Origin of the sequence: Roseomonas sp. AR75 (genome assembly GCF_005222815.1) — a bacterium.
In the GTDB taxonomy this organism is placed as follows: Bacteria; Pseudomonadota; Alphaproteobacteria; order Acetobacterales; family Acetobacteraceae; genus Falsiroseomonas.
The window spans coordinates 22,378-43,086 of sequence record NZ_STGB01000002.1 but is presented as its reverse complement, the minus strand read 5'-3'; the positions used below and the strand labels follow the sequence as shown (position 1 = coordinate 43,086).

23 protein-coding genes are annotated in these 20,709 nt (G+C 71.7%); 9 read left to right on the top strand and 14 right to left on the bottom strand.

From position 1 onward, the window contains the following. Positions 1 to 172 precede the first annotated feature (172 nt). On the bottom strand, positions 173 to 1,132 hold the full coding sequence (locus E4T13_RS08130; RefSeq protein ID WP_137177793.1) for a tripartite tricarboxylate transporter substrate binding protein: 960 nt from the start codon (positions 1,130 to 1,132) through the stop codon (positions 173 to 175). Between the two features lie 13 nt (positions 1,133 to 1,145). Beyond that, positions 1,146 to 2,318 carry an enolase C-terminal domain-like protein gene (locus tag E4T13_RS29805; protein ID WP_170984878.1) on the bottom strand — a complete coding sequence of 391 codons (1,173 nt, stop codon included), beginning with the start codon at positions 2,316 to 2,318 and terminating at the stop codon, positions 1,146 to 1,148. Between the two features lie 114 nt (positions 2,319 to 2,432). On the opposite strand from E4T13_RS29805, the gene E4T13_RS29800 reads away from it, so the two are divergent. Together E4T13_RS29800 and E4T13_RS29795 are read left to right on the top strand one after the other, a co-directional pair. After that, the gene (locus E4T13_RS29800; RefSeq protein WP_170984877.1) at positions 2,433 to 2,999 is read left to right on the top strand and encodes a DUF2238 domain-containing protein; all 567 of its coding nucleotides are present in this window, start codon (positions 2,433 to 2,435) and stop codon (positions 2,997 to 2,999) included. Further along, the gene (locus tag E4T13_RS29795) at positions 3,000 to 3,719 is read left to right on the top strand and encodes an endonuclease/exonuclease/phosphatase family protein (RefSeq protein WP_170984876.1); all 720 of its coding nucleotides are present in this window, start codon (positions 3,000 to 3,002) and stop codon (positions 3,717 to 3,719) included. It begins immediately after the preceding gene. Here E4T13_RS29795 and E4T13_RS08115 read toward each other — a convergent pair. From E4T13_RS08115 to E4T13_RS08100, 4 genes are all read right to left on the bottom strand, one after another. Further along, positions 3,716 to 4,546 carry an alpha/beta hydrolase gene (locus tag E4T13_RS08115; protein ID WP_137177790.1) on the bottom strand — a complete coding sequence of 277 codons (831 nt, stop codon included), beginning with the start codon at positions 4,544 to 4,546 and terminating at the stop codon, positions 3,716 to 3,718. The genes E4T13_RS29795 and E4T13_RS08115 overlap by 4 nt on opposite strands. Next, the gene (locus E4T13_RS08110; protein WP_137177789.1) at positions 4,543 to 5,502 is read right to left on the bottom strand and encodes a D-2-hydroxyacid dehydrogenase family protein; all 960 of its coding nucleotides are present in this window, start codon (positions 5,500 to 5,502) and stop codon (positions 4,543 to 4,545) included. Before E4T13_RS08110 ends, E4T13_RS08115 begins: the two co-directional genes overlap by 4 nt. A gap of 78 nt (positions 5,503 to 5,580) precedes the next feature. After that, entirely contained in the window at positions 5,581 to 6,030 is a 450-nt protein-coding gene (locus E4T13_RS08105; protein ID WP_137177788.1) for a thioesterase family protein, read from the bottom strand. Continuing rightward, a complete protein-coding gene (locus E4T13_RS08100) occupies positions 6,027 to 6,929 on the bottom strand; it encodes an ABC transporter substrate-binding protein (RefSeq protein WP_170984875.1) in 903 nt (300 codons plus the stop codon). The genes E4T13_RS08105 and E4T13_RS08100 overlap by 4 nt, the downstream gene beginning before the upstream one ends. 77 nt (positions 6,930 to 7,006) lie before the next feature. Here E4T13_RS08100 and E4T13_RS08095 point away from each other — a divergent pair, with 77 nt between their 5' ends. The 4 genes from E4T13_RS08095 to minE all read left to right on the top strand — a co-directional run bounded on the left by E4T13_RS08095 (position 7,007) and on the right by minE (position 10,040). Next, on the top strand, positions 7,007 to 7,972 hold the full coding sequence (locus E4T13_RS08095) for a tripartite tricarboxylate transporter substrate binding protein (RefSeq protein WP_170984874.1): 966 nt from the start codon (positions 7,007 to 7,009) through the stop codon (positions 7,970 to 7,972). Between the two features lie 147 nt (positions 7,973 to 8,119). Beyond that, positions 8,120 to 8,902 (top strand): septum site-determining protein MinC, encoded by a 783-nt coding sequence (gene minC / locus E4T13_RS08090; RefSeq protein WP_137177785.1) that lies wholly within the window; start codon positions 8,120 to 8,122, stop codon positions 8,900 to 8,902. A 35-nt stretch (positions 8,903 to 8,937) separates the two neighbouring features. Then, a complete protein-coding gene (gene minD, locus E4T13_RS08085; RefSeq protein ID WP_137177784.1) occupies positions 8,938 to 9,756 on the top strand; it encodes a septum site-determining protein MinD in 819 nt (272 codons plus the stop codon). Then, positions 9,756 to 10,040 carry a cell division topological specificity factor MinE gene (gene minE, locus E4T13_RS08080; RefSeq protein ID WP_137177783.1) on the top strand — a complete coding sequence of 95 codons (285 nt, stop codon included), beginning with the start codon at positions 9,756 to 9,758 and terminating at the stop codon, positions 10,038 to 10,040. The genes minD and minE overlap by 1 nt, the downstream gene beginning before the upstream one ends. A 169-nt stretch (positions 10,041 to 10,209) precedes the next feature. On the opposite strand, the gene E4T13_RS08075 is transcribed toward minE, so the two are convergent. Then, positions 10,210 to 11,286 (bottom strand): tartrate dehydrogenase, encoded by a 1,077-nt coding sequence (locus tag E4T13_RS08075; protein WP_137177782.1) that lies wholly within the window; start codon positions 11,284 to 11,286, stop codon positions 10,210 to 10,212. Positions 11,287 to 11,409: 123 nt separating this feature from the next. Continuing rightward, positions 11,410 to 12,153 carry an SDR family NAD(P)-dependent oxidoreductase gene (locus tag E4T13_RS08070; RefSeq protein ID WP_137177781.1) on the bottom strand — a complete coding sequence of 248 codons (744 nt, stop codon included), beginning with the start codon at positions 12,151 to 12,153 and terminating at the stop codon, positions 11,410 to 11,412. A gap of 131 nt (positions 12,154 to 12,284) precedes the next feature. Here E4T13_RS08070 and pobA point away from each other — a divergent pair, with 131 nt between their 5' ends. Continuing rightward, entirely contained in the window at positions 12,285 to 13,463 is a 1,179-nt protein-coding gene (gene pobA / locus E4T13_RS08065) for a 4-hydroxybenzoate 3-monooxygenase (RefSeq protein ID WP_137177780.1), read from the top strand. A 129-nt stretch (positions 13,464 to 13,592) separates the two neighbouring features. On the opposite strand, the gene E4T13_RS08060 is transcribed toward pobA, so the two are convergent. The 3 genes from E4T13_RS08060 to E4T13_RS08050 are packed head-to-tail and all read right to left on the bottom strand — an operon-like array spanning position 13,593 to position 16,474. Next, entirely contained in the window at positions 13,593 to 14,237 is a 645-nt protein-coding gene (locus E4T13_RS08060) for a histidine phosphatase family protein (protein ID WP_137177779.1), read from the bottom strand. Positions 14,238 to 14,268: 31 nt separating this feature from the next. Then, positions 14,269 to 15,234: a Gfo/Idh/MocA family oxidoreductase gene (locus E4T13_RS08055; RefSeq protein ID WP_170984873.1), complete on the bottom strand. Its 966-nt coding sequence runs from the start codon at positions 15,232 to 15,234 to the stop codon at positions 14,269 to 14,271. 28 nt (positions 15,235 to 15,262) lie between these two features. Next, positions 15,263 to 16,474, bottom strand: coding sequence for an MFS transporter (locus E4T13_RS08050; protein ID WP_170984872.1), 1,212 nt, complete (start codon positions 16,472 to 16,474; stop codon positions 15,263 to 15,265). 108 nt (positions 16,475 to 16,582) lie between these two features. On the opposite strand from E4T13_RS08050, the gene E4T13_RS30420 reads away from it, so the two are divergent. Then, a complete protein-coding gene (locus E4T13_RS30420) occupies positions 16,583 to 17,173 on the top strand; it encodes a PEP-CTERM sorting domain-containing protein (RefSeq protein WP_137177777.1) in 591 nt (196 codons plus the stop codon). On the opposite strand, the gene E4T13_RS08040 is transcribed toward E4T13_RS30420, so the two are convergent. After that, positions 17,163 to 17,882 carry a DUF1028 domain-containing protein gene (locus E4T13_RS08040; RefSeq protein ID WP_137177776.1) on the bottom strand — a complete coding sequence of 240 codons (720 nt, stop codon included), beginning with the start codon at positions 17,880 to 17,882 and terminating at the stop codon, positions 17,163 to 17,165. The two genes, E4T13_RS30420 and E4T13_RS08040, sit on opposite strands and share 11 nt — an antisense overlap. Positions 17,883 to 17,989: 107 nt before the next feature. Here E4T13_RS08040 and E4T13_RS08035 point away from each other — a divergent pair, with 107 nt between their 5' ends. Continuing rightward, entirely contained in the window at positions 17,990 to 18,985 is a 996-nt protein-coding gene (locus tag E4T13_RS08035; protein WP_240791039.1) for a tripartite tricarboxylate transporter substrate binding protein, read from the top strand. 33 nt (positions 18,986 to 19,018) lie between these two features. Here E4T13_RS08035 and E4T13_RS08030 read toward each other — a convergent pair whose 3' ends face one another. Together E4T13_RS08030 and E4T13_RS08025 are read right to left on the bottom strand one after the other, a co-directional pair. After that, a complete protein-coding gene (locus E4T13_RS08030; RefSeq protein ID WP_170984871.1) occupies positions 19,019 to 19,567 on the bottom strand; it encodes a Uma2 family endonuclease in 549 nt (182 codons plus the stop codon). Between the two features lie 37 nt (positions 19,568 to 19,604). Then, positions 19,605 to 20,705 carry a class I SAM-dependent methyltransferase gene (locus E4T13_RS08025; RefSeq protein WP_137177774.1) on the bottom strand — a complete coding sequence of 367 codons (1,101 nt, stop codon included), beginning with the start codon at positions 20,703 to 20,705 and terminating at the stop codon, positions 19,605 to 19,607. Positions 20,706 to 20,709: the final 4 nt, after the last annotated feature.

The following is a 20,709-nucleotide window of genomic DNA, read 5'->3' as shown; positions in this document are numbered from 1 at the left end:
CGATGACCGTCCCGCGCGACCTGCGCTTCTGTGATGTTTTTGTGACGGGCGGAGGTGCGAGGCAAGGGGAGCGTCGCCCCTCCGTCCGTCACTGCGCGCACGGGCCCCCCACAAGCCGACAGCGGCGCGCGCCCGAGCCGCGGCGCCGCAGCCGGCCCGTGGCGTTCGGCGGCTACTGCGCCTGGATGTTCGCCGCGCGCACCACCTCGCCGAACTTGGCGTTCTCCGCCCGCATGAAGGCGCCGAACTCCGCCGCGCTGCGCGGCGTCACGCGTGCGCCCTGGTCGGCGACGCGGGCCGCCATCGCCGGGTCGCGCATCACCTTCAGCGTCTCCGCCTCCAGCTTCGCCAGCACCGGCGCCGCCACGCCGTTCGGCGCGACCAGGCCGAACCAGATCGCCATCTCGTAGTCGATGCCGGCTTCCCTCATCGTCGGCACGTTCGGCAGCGCGGGATGGCGCTCGGCGCCGGAGACCGCGAGCGGCTTCAGCGTGCCGGCCTGGATATGCGGCAGCAGCAGCGGCACGCCCTCGAAGGCGACGTCGATCTCCTTCGCCAGCAGTGCCGTCGCGACCGGCGCGGCGCCGCGATAGGGGACGTGGGTGATGTCCACGCCCGCGCGCAGCTTGAACAGCTCGAAAGCCAGATGCGTGCTGCCGCCGATCCCGGCGGAGGCGTAGTTCAGCGCCCCCGGCCGCGCCTTCGCCGCCGCCACCAGCTCGGCCACGGAGGAGACGTTCAGCTTCTGCGAGGCGACCATGACGATCATGATCTGCGCGCAGCCCGCCACCGGCGTCAGGTCGCGCAGCGGGTCGTAGCCGGCATTGGTGAAGAGATGCGGGTTGATCGCCATGGTCGCGGTGTTGGCGATGCCGATGGTCCGCCCGTCGGGCCGCGCCTGCACCACCTCCCGCGTGCCGATCATGCCGCCCGCGCCAGCCTTGTTGTCCACGACGACGGACTGGCCGAGACCCGCCGGAAGGCGATCCGCCAGCAGCCGCGCCAGCCCGTCGTTGAAGGCGCCGGGCGGGGCGGGGACGACGATGCGCACCGGCCCGTCCTGCGCACGGGCGATGGCGGGCAGCGCCAGCGCGCCGCCGGCGGCCAGCAGGAAGCGACGGTTCAGCAACATGGACCTTCCTCCTTCACGGCTTCATCGCCGCTATGTCATCGAGCGTGGCGCCGAGTCCGAAGCCGGGCGCGTCGTTCGGCACGAGATCGCCCTCCGCCGGCACGGCCATGCCGGGGAACAGCCGCGTCTCCTCCAGCGGAATGCCGGGGGCGGTGCCCACGAACATCTCGCCCATCGGCGCGCCCGGCATGGCGAAGCCGAGATGCTGGCCATAGGGCGTGTTCATCCCCGCATGCGGGATCACCGCGATGCCGGCGGCATCCGCGATGGCGTGGATGCGCAGCAGCGCCGTCAGCCCGCCGGCCCAGGCGATGTCGGGCTGCAGCACGTCGGCCATGCGGCGCGCCGCGGCATGCAGGAAGGGCGGCGGCATGTACCAGTGCTCGCCCGTCGCCAGCCCCATCCAGGGCAGACGCTTTCTGAGCGATTCCTGACCGTCCATGTCCTCCGGGATGAGGCAGTCCTCGATCCAGCGCAGGCCATGCGGGCGCAGCCGTTCGGCCAAGCGTACGGCGTATTCGACGTCGAGCGCCATCCAGCAATCCAGCATCAGCTCCACGTCGCGGCCGATCATCTCCCGCGTGCGCGCGACCAGGTCCTCGTTGCGGTTCAGCCCGGGCAGGCCGTCGGCCGGGCCATAGGGCAGCGGCAGCTTGGTGGCGCGGAAGCCGAGTTCCATGTGCCAGTCCGTGTCGCCGCCGGTGGCGTAGCAGGGGATGGCGCGCCGCGCCGGCCCGCCGATCAGCCGCCACACCGGCTGCCCCAGGATCTTGCCCTTGAGGTCCCACAGCGCGAGGTCCACCGCGCTGATCGCGTAGGACGCCAGCCCGGCGGCGGAATAAGGCGAGGCCATGCGGGCCATCATGTCCCACAGCGTCTCGGTCGCCAGCGCATCCTCGCCGATCAGCAGCGGCGCCAGGTGGCTCTCGATGGTGGGGATCACCGGCCCCGCATAGCGCGTGATGCCGAAGCCCCATGTGCCGTCGCTGGCCGTCACCAGGCAGCCGACGCCGGGCCAGGAGGGTCGCCAGATCGTCCGGTCCACCTTGAAGCGCGCATGCCGCGCCATCGGCCCGGCGACCTCGGCCTTGCCGTTCCAGCTGGGACGGCGCGGTTTGGTGCGCGGCGGGCCGCCGACCAGGTCGCTTCGGATCGGGAAGGCCTGGATCGCGGCGATGGTCGGCATGGAACCGAGGCTAGCGCGGCGCGTGAGGCAGGGGGAAGGGTCGCGCCATGCCACCAGGGAGGCGCGCCCGCGTTCATGGCCTGTGCGGCAGAAGCCGCTGACCGGGAGGCTCGATTGGCGCTGCTGACGCGGCAGGATTTGCGGCGACATGCCGTGTTGACCTGGCTCTGCCTCGGTGCGCTCGCCGCGGTGATCCTGCTGCTGTGGTCGGCCGAGAAGCGCAGCGCCGCCATCGGCACCGCCGCGGCGCTGCTCGGCTGCCTGGGCCTGATCCTGCCGCCGCGCGAGCGGATGCAGGCCCTGCCCTGGCGCCTGCGCGCCCTGCCGCGGACGCTCGACAGCGCCCCGGTGCTCGCCACGCTGCTCGCCAGCCCCGGCTACGGGCTGAACTACTTTTATGGCGTGAACCCCTATGACGAGGTCGTGCACCTGCTCAGCGGCGTGCTGGCCGGCGCGGTGTTCGCCGCGCTGCTGCTCGCCGATGGCCGGCAGCGTGGCGCAGGGCGCATGGCGTTGGTCGGCGCCGGCTTCGGCCTGGCGCTGGGTGTCGCGTGGGAGGCGTTCGAATGGGCCATCGCGATCATCGGCGACTGGCGCGACACCTGGACGGATGTGCTGCTGACCGCGTCGGGCAGCGCCGCCGGCGCGGCGCTCTGGCACCGCTTCGGGACCGCGCGCTGAGTGCGGGTCGCCACCTACAACATCCATCGCGGCTGGGGCGCGGCGGGCTGGTACAATCCACGCCGCATCCTCGACGTGGTCGCGGATCTCGGCGCGGAGGTCATCGCCCTGCAGGAGGCGCAGCACTGGCTGCGCCCCGGCGCCGACATGCTCGACGCTCGCATCCTCGCCTGCCTCGGCCTGCGCCCGCTGGCAGTAACGCAGCGGCCGGAGCATCTCGGGTGGCGCGGCAACGTGCTGCTGGTGACGCAGTATGCGCGCGTGCTGCGGGCGCCTGTGGGCATCCGCCTCGGCGGCATGGAGCCGCGCGGCGCCATCATGGCGGAGCTCGACCTGGGCCACGGGCCGTTCCGCCTGCTCGCGACGCATCTCAGCCTGGGCGCGGAGCGGCGCCGGGAGCAGGCGCGGCGGCTGCTGCAGGCGATGCGGGACGGCGTCGGCTCCGCGCTGCCGACGCTGCTGCTCGGCGACCTGAACGAGCGGCGCGACGGCGGTGCGGCGCTGGAGGTGCTGCGCCCGGTCTTCGGCACGCCGCTACGTGCCCCGACCTTCCCCTCTTTCGGTCCCGCGCTGTCGCTCGACCGCATCATGGGCGACCGCCCCGGCCTTATCCCGGCCGTGCGCGCGCATGACACGCCGTTGGCGCGCCGCGCCTCAGACCACCTGCCGCTGGTGGCGGAGGTGGATCTCGGCGCCAAGCGGCCGCCGATGCTGGATTAGCTCAGCAGCGTCGCCGCCACGCGCAGCAGGCTGCCATCCGGCACGCGCAGCGCCTCCAGCACGCGGAAATGATCGGCGCCCGGCACCGGCACCAGCGGGCCCGGCGCATGCGCGGCGCTGCGCAGCGCGTGGAAGTCGCGCGACTGGCGGCAGAGTTCCGGCAGCTCCGCGCTGCCATAGGCGATCGCCAGCGGCTTCTGGACGATCGGCCGGCGCATCGGGGAGAGTTCCGCGATCTGCTCCTCGGTCAGCTTCAGCGCGGCGTTGAGGTTGGTGTCGCGGATCGGCGCGAGTTCGAAGATGCCGGAGATGGCGAGGCCCGCCGTCACCGCGGGATGCTCCAGCGCCAGCGCCGTCAGATGCCCGCCCGCCGACCAGCCCGAGGCAACCAGCGGCCCGGCGATGCCGTGTTCCGCGCCATGCGCCGAGAGCCAGTCCAGCGCCGCCTGCACCTGCCAGGCGATGCGCGTCAGCGAGGCTTCGGGCGCCAGCGTGTAGCCGTTGCAGGCGAAGCTCCAGCCCATCGCCAGCGCGCCTTCGGCGAGGTGGGCAAAATCCTCGCGCCGGTTGCGCTGCCAGTAGCCGCCATGGATGAAGACCAGGCAGGGCGCGTGCGGGTCGCGGCCGGGGAAGATGTCCCAGGCCTCGCGTTCGCTGTCGCCGAAGCGCAGGTCGAGATGCCCGGCATGCGCGGCGCGGAAGGCGGCGGCGGCGGCGTTGCGCTCGGCGATCAGCGCGGGGCTGTCGTCGACGGCGCCGGCATTGTCATAGGCGGCGTCGCGCTCCGCCTGGCTGGCGGCGGCCCAGAAGCCGGGGAGGGGGCTCATGCCGGCAGTTCCATCACGGGCTTGCCGGCCATGTAGCCCTCGATCGCCGCAACGGCGCCCTCGAAATAGGCGGCATAGGCCTGGCTCGAGACATAGCCGAGATGCGGCGTCAGCATCGTGTTCGGGCAGGCGAGGATCGGCGCGTCCGGCGGCAGCGGCTCGTCGTCGAACACGTCGAGCCCGGCGCGGATTCTGCGCTCGTTGAGCGCGGCGATCAGCGCGGCCTGGTCGATCAGCGGCGCGCGGGAGGTGTTCACGATGATCGCGCCGGGCTTCATCCGCGCCAGGTCCGCCGCGCCGACCAGGCCGCGCGAACGGTCCGAGAGAATCACATGCAGCGTGACGACATCGGCGCGGGCGAAAAGCTCCTCCTTCGTCGCATACGCCACGCCGGCAGCTTCGGCCTTCTCCGGCGTCAGGTTCTGGCTCCAGGCGATGACCTTCATCCCCAGCGCCTTGCCCACCGCCGCCACCCGCGTGCCGAGCTTGCCGAGCCCGACCACGCCGAGCGTCAGCCCGCCGGCAGAGGTGCCGACGGTGGTCTGCCAGCGGCCGGCGCGCAGGCTCTCCATCTCCGCCGGCACGTTGCGCAGCAGGTTCAGGATCAGCGCCCAGGTGATGTCCACCGTCGGCGCGCCCGCGCCGGGCGTGCCGCTCACGGTGATGCCGCGCGCCTTCGCCGCCGCCACGTCGAAGCCGCGGTTGCGCTCGCCCGTGGTGATCAGCAGCTTGAGATTCGGCAGCCGCTCGATCAGCGCGGCGGGGAAGGGCGTGCGTTCCCGCATGCCCAGGATGGCGTCGAAGGGGGCAAGGCGCTGCACCAGAGCCTCGCGGTCCTTCAGCGTGTCGCGGAACACCTCGATGGAGAGGGATTTCGGTAGGCGGTCCCACGGCCCCATGGACAGCGCGACGCCCTGGTAGTCGTCAAGGATCGCAAGGCGGGAGAGCGACGGCATATCGGTTCCTCGTCATCTCCCTCCCCCGCGCTTGCGGGGGAGGGTCGGGGTGGGGGGATCCCCTTTGCATCAACGCACTTACCGTTCCGCCACGTTCACCACCAGCGCCGCCGCAGCCTCCCGCAGCAGGGCCGGCAGCGCCTGGGGCTTCGCCTGCGTCGCGCGATCGACATAGACATGCACGAAATGGCCGTCCGCGCTGGCCTCGTCGTCATCCTCGCGGAAGATCGCGATGCCGTAGCGGATCGAGGTATTGCCCAGCCGCTCCACCCGCAGCCCGGCGGTGACCGTCTCCGGGAAGGCGATCGGCGCGTGGTAGCGGCAGAGCGTTTCCACCACCACGCCGATCACGGGGCTGTCCACCAGGTTGATCGCCCCCGAACCCAGCAGGAAGCGCGCCACCACCGTGTCGAACCAGGAATAGTAGGTCACGTTGTTGACGTGCCGATACACGTCGTTGTCCATCCAGCGCGTCGGGATCTCCAGGAAGAAGCTGTACTCGCCGCGCGTCGGCCGCGCCTTGCTCATGCCAGCGCTTCCTCAACGATCGCCACGTCCACGCAGGCATCGAATCCCGGCGCGCGGGCGATGGCGCCGGCGCCGAGCATGGCCGCCTGCAGCGTCTCGAAGGCCTCGCGCGGGAAATGCGGCGTGCGGCTCCAGAGATCGAGGCCCTTGTAGCGGGCGATGGCGCGTTCCAGCAGCGCCCGCGCGATATCCGCGAAGAAGGGCGCGACCGTCGCGGCGATCTCCTTGGCGGTTGCGGCATGCAGCCAGGCCTGCGTCGCGGCGATGCCGCGCACCATGCCGCGCAGCGCCTCCCGCTTCTCGCGCAGCGCGGCGCGGGTGGCATAGAAGGCCGTGTAGCTGGTCGGGCCGCGCGAGGCCTGCGCATACCACACCGCGCCGCCGCGATCCTCCAGCAGGCTGGCGAAGGGCTCGAACAGCATGGCGACCTGGAGCTTCCCCTCGGCCACCGCCGCCATGTTCGCGGCCATGTCGTTACCCGTGACCACCCGCGCTGCATCGGCGCCAAGGCCGGCGCGCGCCAGATCGTATTGCAGGCACCACCAGGGCGTCGGCACCTCGCTCACCACGCCAAGCGTCATCCCCACGAGATCCTTCACCGTGAAGCCGGGCCGGGCACCGAGGCCGAGCAGCAGGAAGGGATCGCGCATCACCACCGCGCCGAAGCTCACCAGCGGCCCGCCGCCCTCGCGCGCCTGCTCGCGGATCACACGCATCGGTCCGCTCCAGGCCAGGTCTGCCGCGCCGGCGAGCAGGTTCTGCGCGGCCCGGTCGGGATCGCCTACGGTCAGCAGCTCCACCTCCAGGCCCTGCGCCGCGAAATCGCCGCGCGCGAGCGCCGCGTAGAAGGGCGTGTAGAAGACGGCCCGGAAGGGCTCCTGCAGTCGCAATGCGGTCACGTCGCGCCTCCGGGTCTCGGCCTGGCCCGCAGATTGCAGCAAACTCCCCCAGTCCTGAAACAGGGGGAGAGAACGAGATGACCATCCATCGCCGCGCGCTGCTCGCCACGCTTGCCGCCACGCCGCTCGCCAAGCCCGCGCTGGCCCAGTCGCCGCGCCCGATCCGGGTGATCGTGCCCTTCGGCGTCGGTGGGCTCACCGACGTGGTGGCGCGTATCCTGATCGAGTTCATGTCGCCCGCGCTCGGCCGGCCCATGGTGATCGAGAACATGGGCGGCGCCGGCAGCACCATCGGCGCCGCCGCGGCTGCGCGCGCCGCGCCGGACGGCAACACCATCATGGTCGGCAGCGTCGGCCACACCGCGATGAAGGCGCTCTACGCCAATTTCCCCTTCGACCCGATCGAGAGCTATGCGCCCGTGGCGCTCACCACGCGCCAGCCCTTCGTGGTGGTCGTGCATCCCTCGGTCCCCGCCACCGACGTGCCCTCGTTCCTGGCGTGGCTGCGCAGTCGCAACGGGGAGGCGAATTTCGGCACCGCCGGCATCGGCGCGACCAGCCATCTCTCGGCGGAGCTGCTGCGCAAGATCACCGGCGTCGGCTTCACCGTGGTGCCCTACCGCACCACGCCGCAGGGCGTCTCCGACCTCACCGCCGGGCGCGTGGACTTCATGATCGACAGCCAGACGCTGCTGGCGCCGCTGATGGCCGGCAACCGGGTGCGGGGCCTGGCGGTGACCACCGCGCAGCGCAGCTCCATGCTGCCGGCGCTGCCGAGCCTCGCCGAGGCCGGGGTGGCCGGCTACGACAGCTCCGCCTGGAATGGCATCTACGCGCCGGCCGGCACGCCCGACGCCGCGATCCGCCCGATCTCCGCCGCCGCGGCCGCCGCGGTGCGTGATCCCGCGACGAAGGAGCGCCTGGCGCGCGCCGGGGTGGATGTATTCGAGGACACCTCGCCGGAGGCGCTGGCCGCCCATCTGCGCGTGGAGGTCGCCAAGTGGAGCGAGCTGGTGCGCAGCCTCAACATCCGCGGCGGCTGACCGCGCCGAGTCGCAGTTGACCTGCGGCCTGAGCTTTCCCCGCCAAGCGCCTTGATTCCGTAATAGCTGCGGAAGAAGGCTTCGCCGCCGCGGGGGCCACGGCTATAGACGCTGAAAGCCCCCCAAGCGCGAGAAACCATTGCCGCGATGCCCGCTGCGCCCAGGCCCACCGGCCCCCGCCTAGAGCCCTTCCGGCTCCGCGGGGCCAATTTCAACCTGCTGGTGCTGCGCCTGCTCGATCATCGGGCGGAGGTCGTGGTGCCGGCGATCGGCGACCAGTTCCGCCGCGCCCCGGGCTTTCTGCGCTTCGCCCCCGTGGTGATCGGGCTGGACGATATCAGCGCCCGGCCCGAGGAGGTCGACTTCGCCGCGCTGGCGCAGGGGCTGCGCGCCATCGAGATCGTGCCCGTCGGCACCACCGGCGGCACGCCGGAGATGCGCAACGCCGCGATGGGCGTCGGCCTGCCGCCGCTGCGCATGGCCGGCGGGAAGGCGACCGAGATCGCCGCGGCCGAGCCCGCGCCGGAACCCGTGCCTGCCGCAGCACCGCCGGAGCCCGCGCCGCCGCCCGCCCCGCAGCAACAGCAGCAGGCCGCCGCGAAGCCCGCGATGATCGTGGACCAGCCGGTCCGCGCCGGCACGCGCATCTGGGCGCAGGGCGCCGACCTGATCGTGGTCGGCACGGTCAATCCGGGCGCCGAGGTCATCGCGGACGGCAACATCCACGTGTACGGGCGGTTGCTCGGCCGCGCCATCGCCGGCGGCCAGTCGGCGACGGAGGCGCGGATCTTCGCGACCCATTTCGACCCCGAGCTCGTCTCCATCGCCGGCTACTACGCGGTGCGGGAAGGCCTCGGCGGTGCGCCGATCGGCAAGGCCGTGATGGCCCGCCTCATCGGCGAGCAGATGCGTTTCGATCCGCTGGCCTGACAGCGTCGGCGACAGGGACAAGGCAGGGGGTTTGCATGGCGGAAGTCATCGTCGTCACATCGGGGAAGGGAGGGGTCGGCAAGACCACCAGCTCGGCCGCCTTCGCCACCGGCCTCGCGCAGCGCGGCAAGAAGGTGGTGGTGATCGACTTCGACGTCGGCCTGCGCAACCTCGACCTGATCATGGGCGTCGAGCGCCGCGTGGTGTTCGACATCGTCAACGTGATCCAGGGCGAGGCGCGGCTGAACCAGGCGCTGATCAAGGACAAGCGTGTCGATTCACTCTCGATCCTTCCGGCCAGCCAGACCCGCGACAAGGACGCGCTGACCAAGGAAGGCGTCGGCCAGATCATCGACGAGCTGGCGAAGGACCACGACTACATCCTCTGCGACAGCCCCGCCGGCATCGAGAAGGGCGCGCTGCTGGCGCTGTATTTCGCCGACCAGGCGATCGTGGTGACCAACCCCGAGGTCTCCTCGGTCCGCGATTCCGACCGCATCCTCGGCGTGCTGCAGTCGAAGTCGAAGCGGGCGGAGGAGAAGCGGGAGCCCGTGAAGGAGCATCTGCTCGTCACCCGCTACGACCCCGCCCGCGTCGAGAAGGGCGAGATGCTCAAGCTCGACGACATCCGCGAGATCCTGGCGATCCCGCTGCTCGGCGTCATCCCCGAGAGCGAGAGCGTGCTGCGCGCGTCGAACACCGGCACGCCCGTGGTGATGGACGCCGAGAGCATCGCCGGCCAGGCCTACAAGGATGCGGTCGGCCGCTTCCTCGGCGAGAAGGTGGAGCACCGTTTCCTGGAAGCGCAGAAGAAGGGCATCTTCTCGCGCCTGTTCGGGGGGAGGGCCGCCTGATGAGCTGGCTCGATTTCTTCCGCTCCCGCAAGCCGGAGCAGGCCACCGCGGACCAGGCCAAGGAGCGCCTGCAGATCGTGCTGGCGCATGAGCGCATCGGCCGCACGCGCGAGGATTTCCTGCCGAAGCTGCAGCAGGAGATCGTGATGGTCGTGGCGAAGTATGTCGCCATCGACCCGGGCAAGGTGAATGTCTCGCTCGACCGCGGCGGCGACATGTCCACGCTGGCGATCGAGATCGACCTGCCGGGACCCCAGGGCGCGGGGCTGCGGCGCGCGAGCTGAGGGCGGCGTGAAGGCCCTCTCCACCCGCACGGGAGAGCCCTCTCCCCCACTTATGGGGGAGAGGGTTGGGTGAGGGGGACGCGCAAGACGACCTGACCGTCAGCCACCTGGAAGCCCCCCTCACCCCACCCTCTCCCCCCTTTGGGTGGAGAGGGCTTTTTTGACCGTCCTATACGTTCGCGCCCTTCAGCGCGGCGATCACCGCATCCGTCACCTCTTCCGTCGTCGCGCGCCCGCCGAGATCGGGCGTCAGCACCTCGCCGCGTTCCGTGACCGCCTCCACCGCGCGCATCAGGCGCCGCGCGGCGTCACCCTCGCCGAGATGCTCCAGCATCATCGATGCCGTCCAGAACGAGCCCAGCGGGTTCGCGATGCCCTTGCCGGTGATGTCGAAGGCCGAGCCGTGGATCGGCTCGAACATCGAAGGCCGCTTGCGCGTCGGGTCGATGTTCCCCGTCGCGCCGATGCCAAGCGATCCCGCCAGCGCCGAGGCCAGGTCCGACAGGATGTCGGCATGCAAATTGGTGGCGACCACCGTGTCGATCGTCTCGGGCTTCATCACCATGCGCGCGGTCATGGCGTCCACCAGCATCTTGTCCACGGTGAGCTCCGGGAACTGCCCCGTCACATCCGCGCAGACCTCGTCCCACATCACCAGGCCGTGGCGCTGCGCGTTGGATTTCGTCACGACGGTCAGCTTCTTCCGCGGCCGGGTCATCGCCAATTCGCAGGCATAGCGGCAGATCCGCTCGACACCGGCGCGGGTGAAGACCGCCACATCCATGCCGACCTCGATCGGCAGGCCGCGATGCGCGCGTCCGCCGACGCCGGCATACTCGCCCTCGGAATTCTCGCGCACGATCACCCAGTCGATGCGCCGGCCGAGATCCTCGCGCAGTGGGCCGACCACGCCGGGCAGCAGGCGGGTCGGGCGGACATTCGCGTACTGGTCGAAGCCCTGGCAGATCGCCAGCCGCAACTCCCACAGCGTGATGTGGTCGGGGATGTCGGGCGCGCCGACGGCGCCGAAGAAGATCGCGTCGAAATCCTTGAGGCGATCGAGGCCGTCCGCCGGCATCATCCGCCCGGTCGCGCGATACATCGCGCTGCCCCAGTCGAAGGTCTCGGTGGTGAAGGCGAAACCGCCATCGGCTTCCGCCACCGCATCCAGCACGCGGCAGCCGGCGGCGATCACCTCCGGCCCGATGCCGTCGCCGCCCATCGCCGCGATCCTGTGCCTGCGCATGTCCTGGCCCTTTCCGTAGGGCGGCGGGTCTAACAACGCGGCGCGGTGACGGCAATCACGCCAGCATCTCGCTCCCCCGTTTACGGGGGAGGGTCGGGGTGGGGGCCGCGCGCGCCCAGACGCTCAGATCTCCCACTGGAAGCCGTCGATCTTGATGTCCTGCCCCGTGATGAAGTTCGGCTGCTCCGCCGCCAGGAACGCCACCACCCGCGCGACATCCGCGGGCTTGCCGACGCGCCCCAGCGCGATCTTCTTCGCCAGTTCCGGCCCGCGGCTCTTGGTCAGGCTGTTGCCGACCTCGGTCTCAATGATGCCAGGGCAGACGCAGTTGATCGCGATCTCCGGCCCCAGCTCCTTCGCCAGGGACCGCGTCATGCCGATGATGCCGGCCTTCGCCGCGGCGTAGGAGAACTTGCTGACCGCGCTCGTCACGCCGCCGGTATGCGCGTTCAGCGAGGACATGGACACGATGCGCCCTCCGCCATTCCGGCGCATCAGCGGCACGAAGGCCTGGATGTAGTTGAAGCAGGATTTCAGGTTGATCGCGATGGTGCGGTCGAACTCCTCCTCCGTGCAGTCCAGGATGCCCTTGGGGTTCGCCTTGCCGGCGTTGTTCACCAGCACGTCGCAGCGGCCCCATTGCGCCTCCACCTCGGCGGCGATGCGCCTGGCGGCGGCGTGGTCGGCGACATCGGCCTCGAAGGTCAGGCAGCGCACGCCCATACCTTCCAGCTCGCCCTTGGTGCGCGCCATCTCCGGCGCCAGCAGGTCCACCAGCGCCAGGTCGAAGCCGCGCTCCGCGAGCGCATGCGCGCAGCCCCGCCCGATGCCCCGCGCGCCCCCCGTCACCACCGCGACCTTGCTCATCCTGGCGTTCCCTTCGCGTCTGCCGGCGCGCATCCTCGGCCCGCGCATTCCGGTTGCCAACCGGCCGCCGATGAGCACATAGGAACCGGAAGGTTGGCCCACCCAACCATCGGGCAGGAGGAGCAGGCCCCATGCGCACCCAGGTCGGCATCATCGGCGCCGGTCCTTCGGGACTGCTGCTGTCCCACCTGCTGCATCTGGCCGGCATCGACAGCATCGTCCTGGAGGTGCGCTCGCGCGACTATGTCGAGCAGCGCGTGCGTGCCGGCCTGCTGGAACAGGGCAGCGTCGAGACGCTGACCGAGGCCGGCGTCGCCGACCGCCTGCATCGCGAGGGCCTGGTGCATCACGGCATCGAGCTGCGCTTCGACGGCGTGGGCCACCGCATCCCGCTGACCGACCTGACCGGCAAGGTCGTCACGATCTATGGCCAGCAGGAGGTGGTGAAGGACCTGATCGCCGCGCGGCTGGCCGCCGGCGCCCGGCACGACCACGCGCCGATCCTGTTCGAGGTGGAGGATGTCGCGGTGCACGACGTCACCGGCGCGACGCCGCGCATCACCTTCCGCCACGAGGGCCGCGAGCAGGTGGTGGAGTGCGACTTCGTCGGCGGCTGCGACGGCTTCCACGGCATCTGCCGCCCGGCGATTCCCGACCTCGCCATCTTCGAGCGGGTCTATCCCTTCGCCTGGCTCGGCATCCTCTCCCATTCGCGGCCGGTCAGCGAGGAGCTGATCTACGCGCGCCATGCCGAGGGCTTCGCGCTGGCGACGATGCGATCGAACACGGTCAGCCGGCTGTATCTGCAATGCGCGCCGGACGAGGACCTAGCCCTCTGGTCCGATGCGCGCATCTGGGATGAACTGCACCGGCGCCTCGGCTGCGGGGCGGAACTGGAAGAAGGAAAGATCTTCCAGAAGGGCGTCACGCCGATGCGCAGCTTCGTCTGCGAGACGATGCGCCATGGCCGCCTGTTCCTGGCTGGCGACGCCGCGCATATCGTGCCGCCCACCGGCGCGAAGGGCATGAACCTCGCCATCGCCGACATCCGCGTGCTCGCCCGCGGCCTGGAGCGCTTCTATGCGAAGGGCGAGACGGATCTGCTGGACCGCTACGCGGAGATCTGCCTGCGTCGCATCTGGAAGGGCCAGCGCTTCTCCTGGTGGATGACCTCCATGCTGCACCGCTTCGACGGCGACGACCCCTTCGAGCACCGCGTGCAGGTGGCGGAGCTGGACTATGTCTCGACCAGCCGTGCCGCGATGACGACGCTGGCCGAGAACTACGTGGGCCTGCCCTTCGAGGTGTAGCCCGTCGCATGCCAAGCGCATGACGGTTTCACCTTCGTGCGCTCCATCGCCGGTGCTTCGCTCGGCTCGCCGCATGCGCGGCCTCGCCCGCCTTCGGCGGGCGCCGGTCGGACCTTCATGCGCTTGGCGTCAGCCGCAATCGTGGAAGCCGCCGCCCGGCAACGGCGCAAGCTCCAGCACGCCGAGCAGCGCGAAGCCGTCGCCGCGCGGTGCGATCACCAGCCCGCTGCCTTCCGGGAAGGCACGGCCGGCGACGGCATCGCCGAACACCATGATGCCCGGCGTCCGGTGGCCCACCAGCACGCGGTTGGTGCCTGCCGGCGGGGCCGCGGCGAACAGCCGGCGATGCTCCGCCAGCACCCAGTCCAGCCGCGCGCCGGCATAGTCGTCCGCGAGCAGGCTGTCGGTCACGGTGACATCGGCCGCGCCGAAGGCGTGCTCCGCCGTGTCGCGCGCGCGGAACACCGGCCCCGCCAGCACCGGCTTTGCGACAGGGATGCCGAGCTCCGCGAGGCGCTGGCCAATGCGGCGCGACTGCTCCACGCCAAGGGGGGAGATGTTGCGCTGCCCCCCGCGGTCGCCGATGCGATAGCTGGAATCGCAGGGCTCTCCGCGCGTGTCGGCATGGCGGAAATACAGCACCAGCCCGCCCTGCCGCAGCCGCGCGACCAGGGCCGCGCCCTGCGGCTGTTCCGGCGTGACGGGGACCAGGCGTTGCTGCGCCAGCGCAGGCGCGGCGAGGCAGGGCAGGGCGAGAAGGGCGCGGCGGAGCATGCGCCGCCAGATTGGGGCGGCGCGCCCGGGCTCAAGTGCCGAGGATCGCCTCCGCCACCTCCTGCACCTCCAGCGCCTCGCGCAGCGTCGCCAGGTCCACCGCCTCGCCGCGCGTCAGCGCCGCGAGCTTGTCGAGCTGCCCCTTCAGCACCATCGGGCGCATGCGCTCGTTCGGCAGCGCATCCGGCGCGGCGTGCCAGCCGACATCCACGGCCAGCTTCTCGGCATAGGACCAGTCGCGCAGGCGGATCGCGCCGCCCGCACTCTCCAGCCGCCATTCATTATGGTCGTCGGCCTCCGTGATGCCGACGCCGCCGGTGACCTCCACCGGTACACCGCCGGCCGAGAGAGTCGCGCGGATCGCCGTCTCCGCGCCGTCGCCGGGGGGGAAGGTGGCCTCGCGCGAGAGCACGGCGATGGGGCCGAGCTGGCGACGCGTCAGGAACAGGAAATGCGAGAGCACCTCCCGCGTGAAGCCGCCTTCCGCGCGCCTGGCCAGCCACCCCGCCGCACCCTGCTGCCAGCCGCGCGGCCAGGTCGCGAAGGCGAGGTGGATGGCCAGCGCCTGCGGCGCGCCGAGATCGCGGCGCCAGGCGGAAAGCTGCGCGACGGCGGGGGAGGAGGCCATCGGGAAGTTCACCGCCGCGCGCCGCCCCGCCGCCTCCGCCGCCGCGACGAAGCGACGCGCCGCGGCCAGGTCGGCCGCCAGCGGCTTTTCCAGGAACACGGCCCTGCCGGCCGCGAAGGCCGCCTCGGCATGGGCGATGTGGGAGGCGGGCGGTGAGGCGACGTAGAGCGCGTCGCAGGCCGCGATCACCGCCGCCGCGGATTCCAGCATCGGCAGCCCCGGCGCGACCTCGGCGAGCCGCGCGGCGGCGGCGGGCGAGGGATCCCACGCCGCCACGGGCCGCAGCACCGCGGGATCGTGGTTCAGCGCCGCCCGCAGCAGCCGCTCCCCCATGATGCCGAAGCCGACGATGCCGAGTGCGACGGACATGATGCCCTCCCTGGTCAGGCAGCGGTCCCTACCGCAGCGGCGCGCCGCGCGCACCCCGCCAGAGCAGGACAAGCAGGGAGATCGTCGCCAGCAGCCCGCAAGCCAGCATGAAGGGCAGGGTCCAGCTTCCTGTCCGGCTGACCGCAAAGGCGAAGGCGGTCGGCGCGGACAGATAGCCCAGGAAGCACAGCATGATCGCGCCGGAGGAGGCCTCCGCCACGCGATCCGCCGGCACCACGCGCGCGACCTCGGCCAGGAAGATCCCGTTCCAGGACGCCGCGGTGAAGCCGCAGAGGAAGGCGAGGGCGAACGCGGCCGCGAAGGGCAGGCCCGGGCCGAACAGGACCCAGAGGCAGGCCAGCCCGGCCGCCGCCACGCCATGCACCGCAAGGCTGCGCGTCGCGTCGCCCAGGCGGTCGGCGGCCCAGCCCAGGATCAGCCGGCCGATCACCCCGGCAAGCTGCATCGCCGCATAGAGCGTGCCGGCTGTGGTCAGCGCCATGCCATGCGCCTCCACCAGCCAGGTCACGGTGAAGCTGAACAGGCTGCCCTGCAGCGCGGCGAAGGCAAAGGCCTGGAGGCAGAGCGGCGGCAGTACCGGATGCATCCGCAGCGTCGTCACCGGCGCCGCCAGTCGCTTCAGGGTGAAGGCCTCGCGGATCGGGAAGGCGGGGTTGCGCTCGGCATCCAGCGTATGGCGCAGCGGCTGCAGCGCCAGCGCCGCAAGCACCGCCGCCGCCACGCCGCAGAACATCGCGGCCTGCCAGCCCCAGATTGCCGCCACCGGCGCCGCCACCAGCCCCGCCAGCGCGCCGCCCAGCGGCGCCCCGGCCTGCTTGACCGAGAAGATCAGCACGCGGTGCCGCGGCGGCGCGGTGGCCTGCAGGATGCGGCTGCCCGCCGGCCCCGTCGGCCCGTAGCCGATGCCCATCAGCATCGCCGCGAAGGGCAGCAGCCAGAACTGCCCCATCGCCACCAGCGTCAGTGCCGCCGCGCCCGTCAGCACGCCCCATTGCAGCAGCCGCGCCGGCCCGAAGGCGGCGACCAGCGGCGTGCCGAACAGCAGGAAGAGGATCGCGCCGAGCGTGTTCAGCGAGGAGAAGTTGCCGACCATCTCCGGCGGCACGCCGAGATCCGCGGTCATGCGCGGCGCCACCACGGGCACGAACTGGCTGGTGGCGCTGCCGACGGTCTGGATCAACAGGGTGGCGAGAAGGGCCGGCAACCAGGGTGCGCGCATCGGGCGCCAGCCTGCGTCCGCGGGAACGCGGCGTCCAGACGCCCGGGCGCTTGCCAGATCGTTGCGACTGCAGGAACCTCGCGGCCGCATCGGCAGGGGATCGGGACGATGGATCTGGGACGAGCCATCCGCGCGGCGGTGCTCGCCGCGCCGGTCGCGGCGGGGCTGGCGGCGCCGGCCGAGGCCGCCTTCACCTTCACCATCCTCGAGCAGGGCGGCGATGTCGTGGTGACCGGCAGCGGCACGCTGAACCTCTCCGGGCTGAATCCGGGTGGCGGAGGCCCTGTCCCGGCCCTCATCAAGGGCAGCGCCGCCGGGCTCACCACCGCCGGCGACATCACGATCTATGACCTGGTCAGCGGCCCCGCATCCTTCGGCTCCGGCGACGAACTCGCCGCCACATCGTCCTTCGGCGACGTGGTCTATCTCGATGGCGCGGCCGCCATCATCGGCGTCCCGCAGGGCTACGTCTCCGGCGCCGCGCTGAGCAACGGCATGACCTTCGCCGGGGCGAGCTTCGCCTCGCTCGGCCTGACGCCCGGCACCTATGTGTGGTCCTGGGGAGGGCAGACCTTCGGCGACACGCTGACGGTGCAGATCGGCGCGGCGGTGCCGGAGCCCGCTTCCCTGTTGCTGCTCGGGGCCGGGCTGATCGGGCTCGCTGCGACGCGTCGGCGCCGGCCGGGCGCTACCGCCTGAACTTCAGGTCGAGACCCTGGCGCTTCCAGCGCGCCTCGATCGCATCCATGTCCACCGTGCCGGAGGGCCGCGCCCGACTCGGCTGGTCCTTCAGCCCGGGCGCACGCTCCCGCAGCCACAGCTCGTAGAGGCGCCGCAGCTCGTCCAGCGGCTGGCCGTGGTCGTCCACGCGCAGCGACAGGTCCGGGAAATCCTCGGTGGTGATCATCACCAGTGCCGCGGATTGCCGCCCACGCCGGTCGCCGCCCGCGGCATCGCCGGCATCGAGCGCGATCAGCAGCCGCTCCGGCAGGGGCAATTCGGCATGGGTGACATAGGCGGCATAGGTGTCCGCCAGCACCGCCGGTCCGGCCAGCATGTTGCCGGCGAAGGAGACGCCGGCCGAGGTGATCTCTCCGCACCACTCGACGCAATTCTGGCCCGTGAAGGCGGCGGCGCGGCCATGGCGGTCCACCGCATGCACCTGGCGCAGCCCCTTGCCCTCGTCCCCGACCAGCGCGCCCTCGATCGCTGCCGCCGGCGACAGGCCGCGCGCCATCCCGTCCAGCACCGCGGGGCCGAGATAGCGGTTGGTCATGGACTGCGTGGATACCGCGCCCACCCCTGTCCGGACGAAGGGGCAGGAGGCCCCCACGGCGAAGGCGCAGGTCGCGACGGCGACCGCGAAGGCGCCGCTGCCGGGGTCATGCGCAACGATGGACCACGTCATGCGACCATCCGATTCCCGCGTGCCTCCGCACTACATCCGGTCGATCGGTTGCGCGCAAGCGCGTCGCGCAGCATTTTCCGACCGCACTCGAACCGGGAGGATACCGCATGACGTCCCTGATGCCGCGCCGCCGCGCGCTGTTGCTGAGCGCCGGCCTGGCCGCGCCCGCCCTCTGGCCGGCCGGAAGCCGCGCCCAGGGTTCCTGGCCCGACCGGCCGGTCCGGCTGATCGTGCCCTTCGGCGCGGGCGGGGCGATCGACACGCTCTCCCGCACCGTGGCGCAGCGCTTTCCGGAGGTCACTGGCGGCCAGACGCTGGTGGTGGAGAACCGGGCCGGCGCCGGCGGCACCATCGCGGGGCTGGCGGTCTCGCGCGAGCGGCCGGACGGCAGCGTGCTGATGATGGCCGATGTCGGCGCCAACGCCATCGGCAAGGAGCTGAACCCGAACCTCGCCTATGATCCCGCCACGGCCTTCACGCCGATCATCCACCTGGTGAATCTGCCGGCGGTGCTGATGAAGCATCCCTCCGTCACCGCGAACACGATGCCGGAGGTGATCGCGGCGGCGAAGGCGCGGCCCGACGGCTTCACCTATTCCTCCGCCGGCAACGGCAATGGCAGCCACCTGTTCATGGCGCTGTTCCTGAAGGAGGCCGGCATCAGGATGGTGCATGTGCCCTATCGCTCCGGCGCCGAGATGGTGACGGCGCTGATCCGCGGCGATGCGCAGTTCGGCTTCCCCACCGTCTCCTCCGGCATCGGCCAGATCCGCCAGGGCAATGCGAAGGCGCTCGGCATCGGCAATCCCGAGGGCACGCCGCTGCTGCCGGACGTGCCGCCGGTCTCCTCCGTGCTGCCGGGCTTCCGCGTGGCGGTGTGGCACGGCATCGTCGCGCCGGCGGGGATGGACCCTGCGCTGGTCGCCCGCATCAACGCGGTGTTCGGCCAGATCGCCGCGATGGAGGCGGTGAAGCAGCGTATCTTCGAGACCCAGGCCGGCACCGTCGTGGGCGGCACGCCGCAGCAATTCGCCAGCTTCATCCAGGGCGAGATCGCGCGCTGGACGCCGATCATCCGCGAGGGCGGGATCCGTACGGAGTGAGGTGGCAGGGCGCGGCGCCTTGTGCGCCGCGCCTCAGACCAGCCCTTCGTACAGTGGCGCGAGCGGGATGCGCAGGTCGAATTCCGGCAGGTCGAGCACGTCGCGCAGCTCGACCCGACGGAACGCCTGGTCCCGCGCGAAGGCCAAAGCGAGGCGGTCCTCGGTGTCGAGGATGAGGTAGCGGCGGAGCGAGGGCAGGGCGGTGTATTCCGCCAGCTTGACGCCGAGATCCGCCCCTGCCGTGCTGTCCGACAGCACTTCCATGATCAGCACGGGGTCGGGGACGGCGACGGCAAGCGACGGGATCGGCGTGCAGGTGACGACGAGATCCGGGTAGCGCACCCGCGATTCCTGCGCCGTCAGCACCTTCATGTCCGTCCGGACTACGCTGCACGGCCCGCCGCGCAGGGCGCCGCGCAGCGCGTCGTACAGCCGGCTGGCGATTTCCGTGTGGCGGTAGGTTCCGCCGACCATCGCGATCGGCTGCACCCCGTCCCATTCATGCCGGACCGGCTGCCCGCGTTCCCAATCCAGGAACTCGGCCAGGCTGGTCGGCGGGCGGCCTTTCAGCGCGGCGCTCATGCCATGGAAGGTAAGGTGCGGCCGGTCTCGACGCGAGTCAGGATTTCCGCGCCAGTACCGCGATGCCAAGCGCGTGGTCCGGCCCGCAACGCCGCCCCAGCATGCGCGACGCCTCGATGAATTCGGGGTCCTCCTCCAGCGGCCCGAAGGCGCTGGACGCGCCCGGCATCGCCCAGCCCAGCGACAGCAGCACGCCATCGAGCCGCAGCGGCGTCAGCCCCGCCGCGCGCAGCATGCCCGTGAGTTCCTGCACCGAAAGGCCGCCCGGCGGCACCTTCTGGCCGAGCCGGCGCAACGCGCGCAGCGGCAGGCTGTCGCGGTTGCTCGCCGTCAGCATCAGCCGCCCGCCGCGCGCCAGCACGCGCGCCGCCTCCGCCAGCGCCGCCGGCAGGTCCGCCAGGCCATCCGCGACGTCGAGCATCACCGCCGTGTCGAAGCTCGCCTCGGGAAAGCCGAGCCGCGCCGCATCCATGCGCGCGAAGGCAAGGCCCGGCTGGGCACCGAGCCGCGCCCGTGCCCGCGCCAGCGCATCATCCGCCAGGTCCACCCCGACCAGCGCGGACGCGCCGGTCAGGAGCCCGGCCAGCCGCCCGCTGCCGCAGCCGATGTCGAGCACCGAAAGACCCTCCGCGGTGCCGAGATAATCCACCACCAGCCGGTCGAGCTCATCCTGCCAGGCGCGCTCCCGCGCCGTGCCGGGAACGCCACCCGGCTGCAGCCAGGGCCGCGGCACCGCCTGGATCTCGGGTGCATGCCGCGGCACGGGCGCGCCGGCCTCCGCTGCGAGTTCCGGCAGCGCATTGCGGAAGGCGCGGACATGGTCGGATTCGCCGAGGTCGGCCAGGTCGGCGGAAGGCGCGGTCGCGAAGATCACGAAGACCTCGTTGCCGAACACCGGCACCGCCTCCTCCGGCAGGGCGAGCAGGAAGCCGCGCGGCACGCGATCGAGCTGCCCCTTGTGCACCACCACCCAGTCGAAGCCGCGCGGCCGCTCGGCGCGAAGCTGCGCGAAGCGCAGCGCGCGGGGCACCACGAAGCGGAAGGGATCGGGCGCCACCAGCCGGTGGGCCGGCATCAGCCGGTCGCGGAGGAACGCGGCCGCTTCGGCCCAGGGCCTGTCGTCGTGCGGGAAGGACATGGGC

Coding starts and splice junctions, on each gene's coding strand:
- E4T13_RS08130 (WP_137177793.1), bottom strand. CDS start 1,132: ATGTTGCTGAACCGTCGCTTCCTGCTGGCCGCCGGCGGCGCGCTGGCG.
- E4T13_RS29805 (WP_170984878.1), bottom strand. CDS start 2,318: ATGCCGACCATCGCCGCGATCCAGGCCTTCCCGATCCGAAGCGACCTG.
- E4T13_RS08115 (WP_137177790.1), bottom strand. CDS start 4,546: ATGAGCCCCCTCCCCGGCTTCTGGGCCGCCGCCAGCCAGGCGGAGCGC.
- E4T13_RS08110 (WP_137177789.1), bottom strand. CDS start 5,502: ATGCCGTCGCTCTCCCGCCTTGCGATCCTTGACGACTACCAGGGCGTC.
- E4T13_RS08105 (WP_137177788.1), bottom strand. CDS start 6,030: ATGAGCAAGGCGCGGCCGACGCGCGGCGAGTACAGCTTCTTCCTGGAG.
- E4T13_RS08095 (WP_170984874.1), top strand. CDS start 7,007: ATGACCATCCATCGCCGCGCGCTGCTCGCCACGCTTGCCGCCACGCCG.
- minC (WP_137177785.1), top strand. CDS start 8,120: ATGCCCGCTGCGCCCAGGCCCACCGGCCCCCGCCTAGAGCCCTTCCGG.
- minD (WP_137177784.1), top strand. CDS start 8,938: ATGGCGGAAGTCATCGTCGTCACATCGGGGAAGGGAGGGGTCGGCAAG.
- minE (WP_137177783.1), top strand. CDS start 9,756: ATGAGCTGGCTCGATTTCTTCCGCTCCCGCAAGCCGGAGCAGGCCACC.
- E4T13_RS08075 (WP_137177782.1), bottom strand. CDS start 11,286: ATGCGCAGGCACAGGATCGCGGCGATGGGCGGCGACGGCATCGGGCCG.
- E4T13_RS08070 (WP_137177781.1), bottom strand. CDS start 12,153: ATGAGCAAGGTCGCGGTGGTGACGGGGGGCGCGCGGGGCATCGGGCGG.
- pobA (WP_137177780.1), top strand. CDS start 12,285: ATGCGCACCCAGGTCGGCATCATCGGCGCCGGTCCTTCGGGACTGCTG.
- E4T13_RS08060 (WP_137177779.1), bottom strand. CDS start 14,237: ATGCTCCGCCGCGCCCTTCTCGCCCTGCCCTGCCTCGCCGCGCCTGCG.
- E4T13_RS08055 (WP_170984873.1), bottom strand. CDS start 15,234: ATGTCCGTCGCACTCGGCATCGTCGGCTTCGGCATCATGGGGGAGCGG.
- E4T13_RS08050 (WP_170984872.1), bottom strand. CDS start 16,474: ATGCGCGCACCCTGGTTGCCGGCCCTTCTCGCCACCCTGTTGATCCAG.
- E4T13_RS30420 (WP_137177777.1), top strand. CDS start 16,583: ATGGATCTGGGACGAGCCATCCGCGCGGCGGTGCTCGCCGCGCCGGTC.
- E4T13_RS08040 (WP_137177776.1), bottom strand. CDS start 17,882: ATGACGTGGTCCATCGTTGCGCATGACCCCGGCAGCGGCGCCTTCGCG.
- E4T13_RS08035 (WP_240791039.1), top strand. CDS start 17,990: ATGACGTCCCTGATGCCGCGCCGCCGCGCGCTGTTGCTGAGCGCCGGC.
- E4T13_RS08030 (WP_170984871.1), bottom strand. CDS start 19,567: ATGAGCGCCGCGCTGAAAGGCCGCCCGCCGACCAGCCTGGCCGAGTTC.
- E4T13_RS08025 (WP_137177774.1), bottom strand. CDS start 20,705: ATGTCCTTCCCGCACGACGACAGGCCCTGGGCCGAAGCGGCCGCGTTC.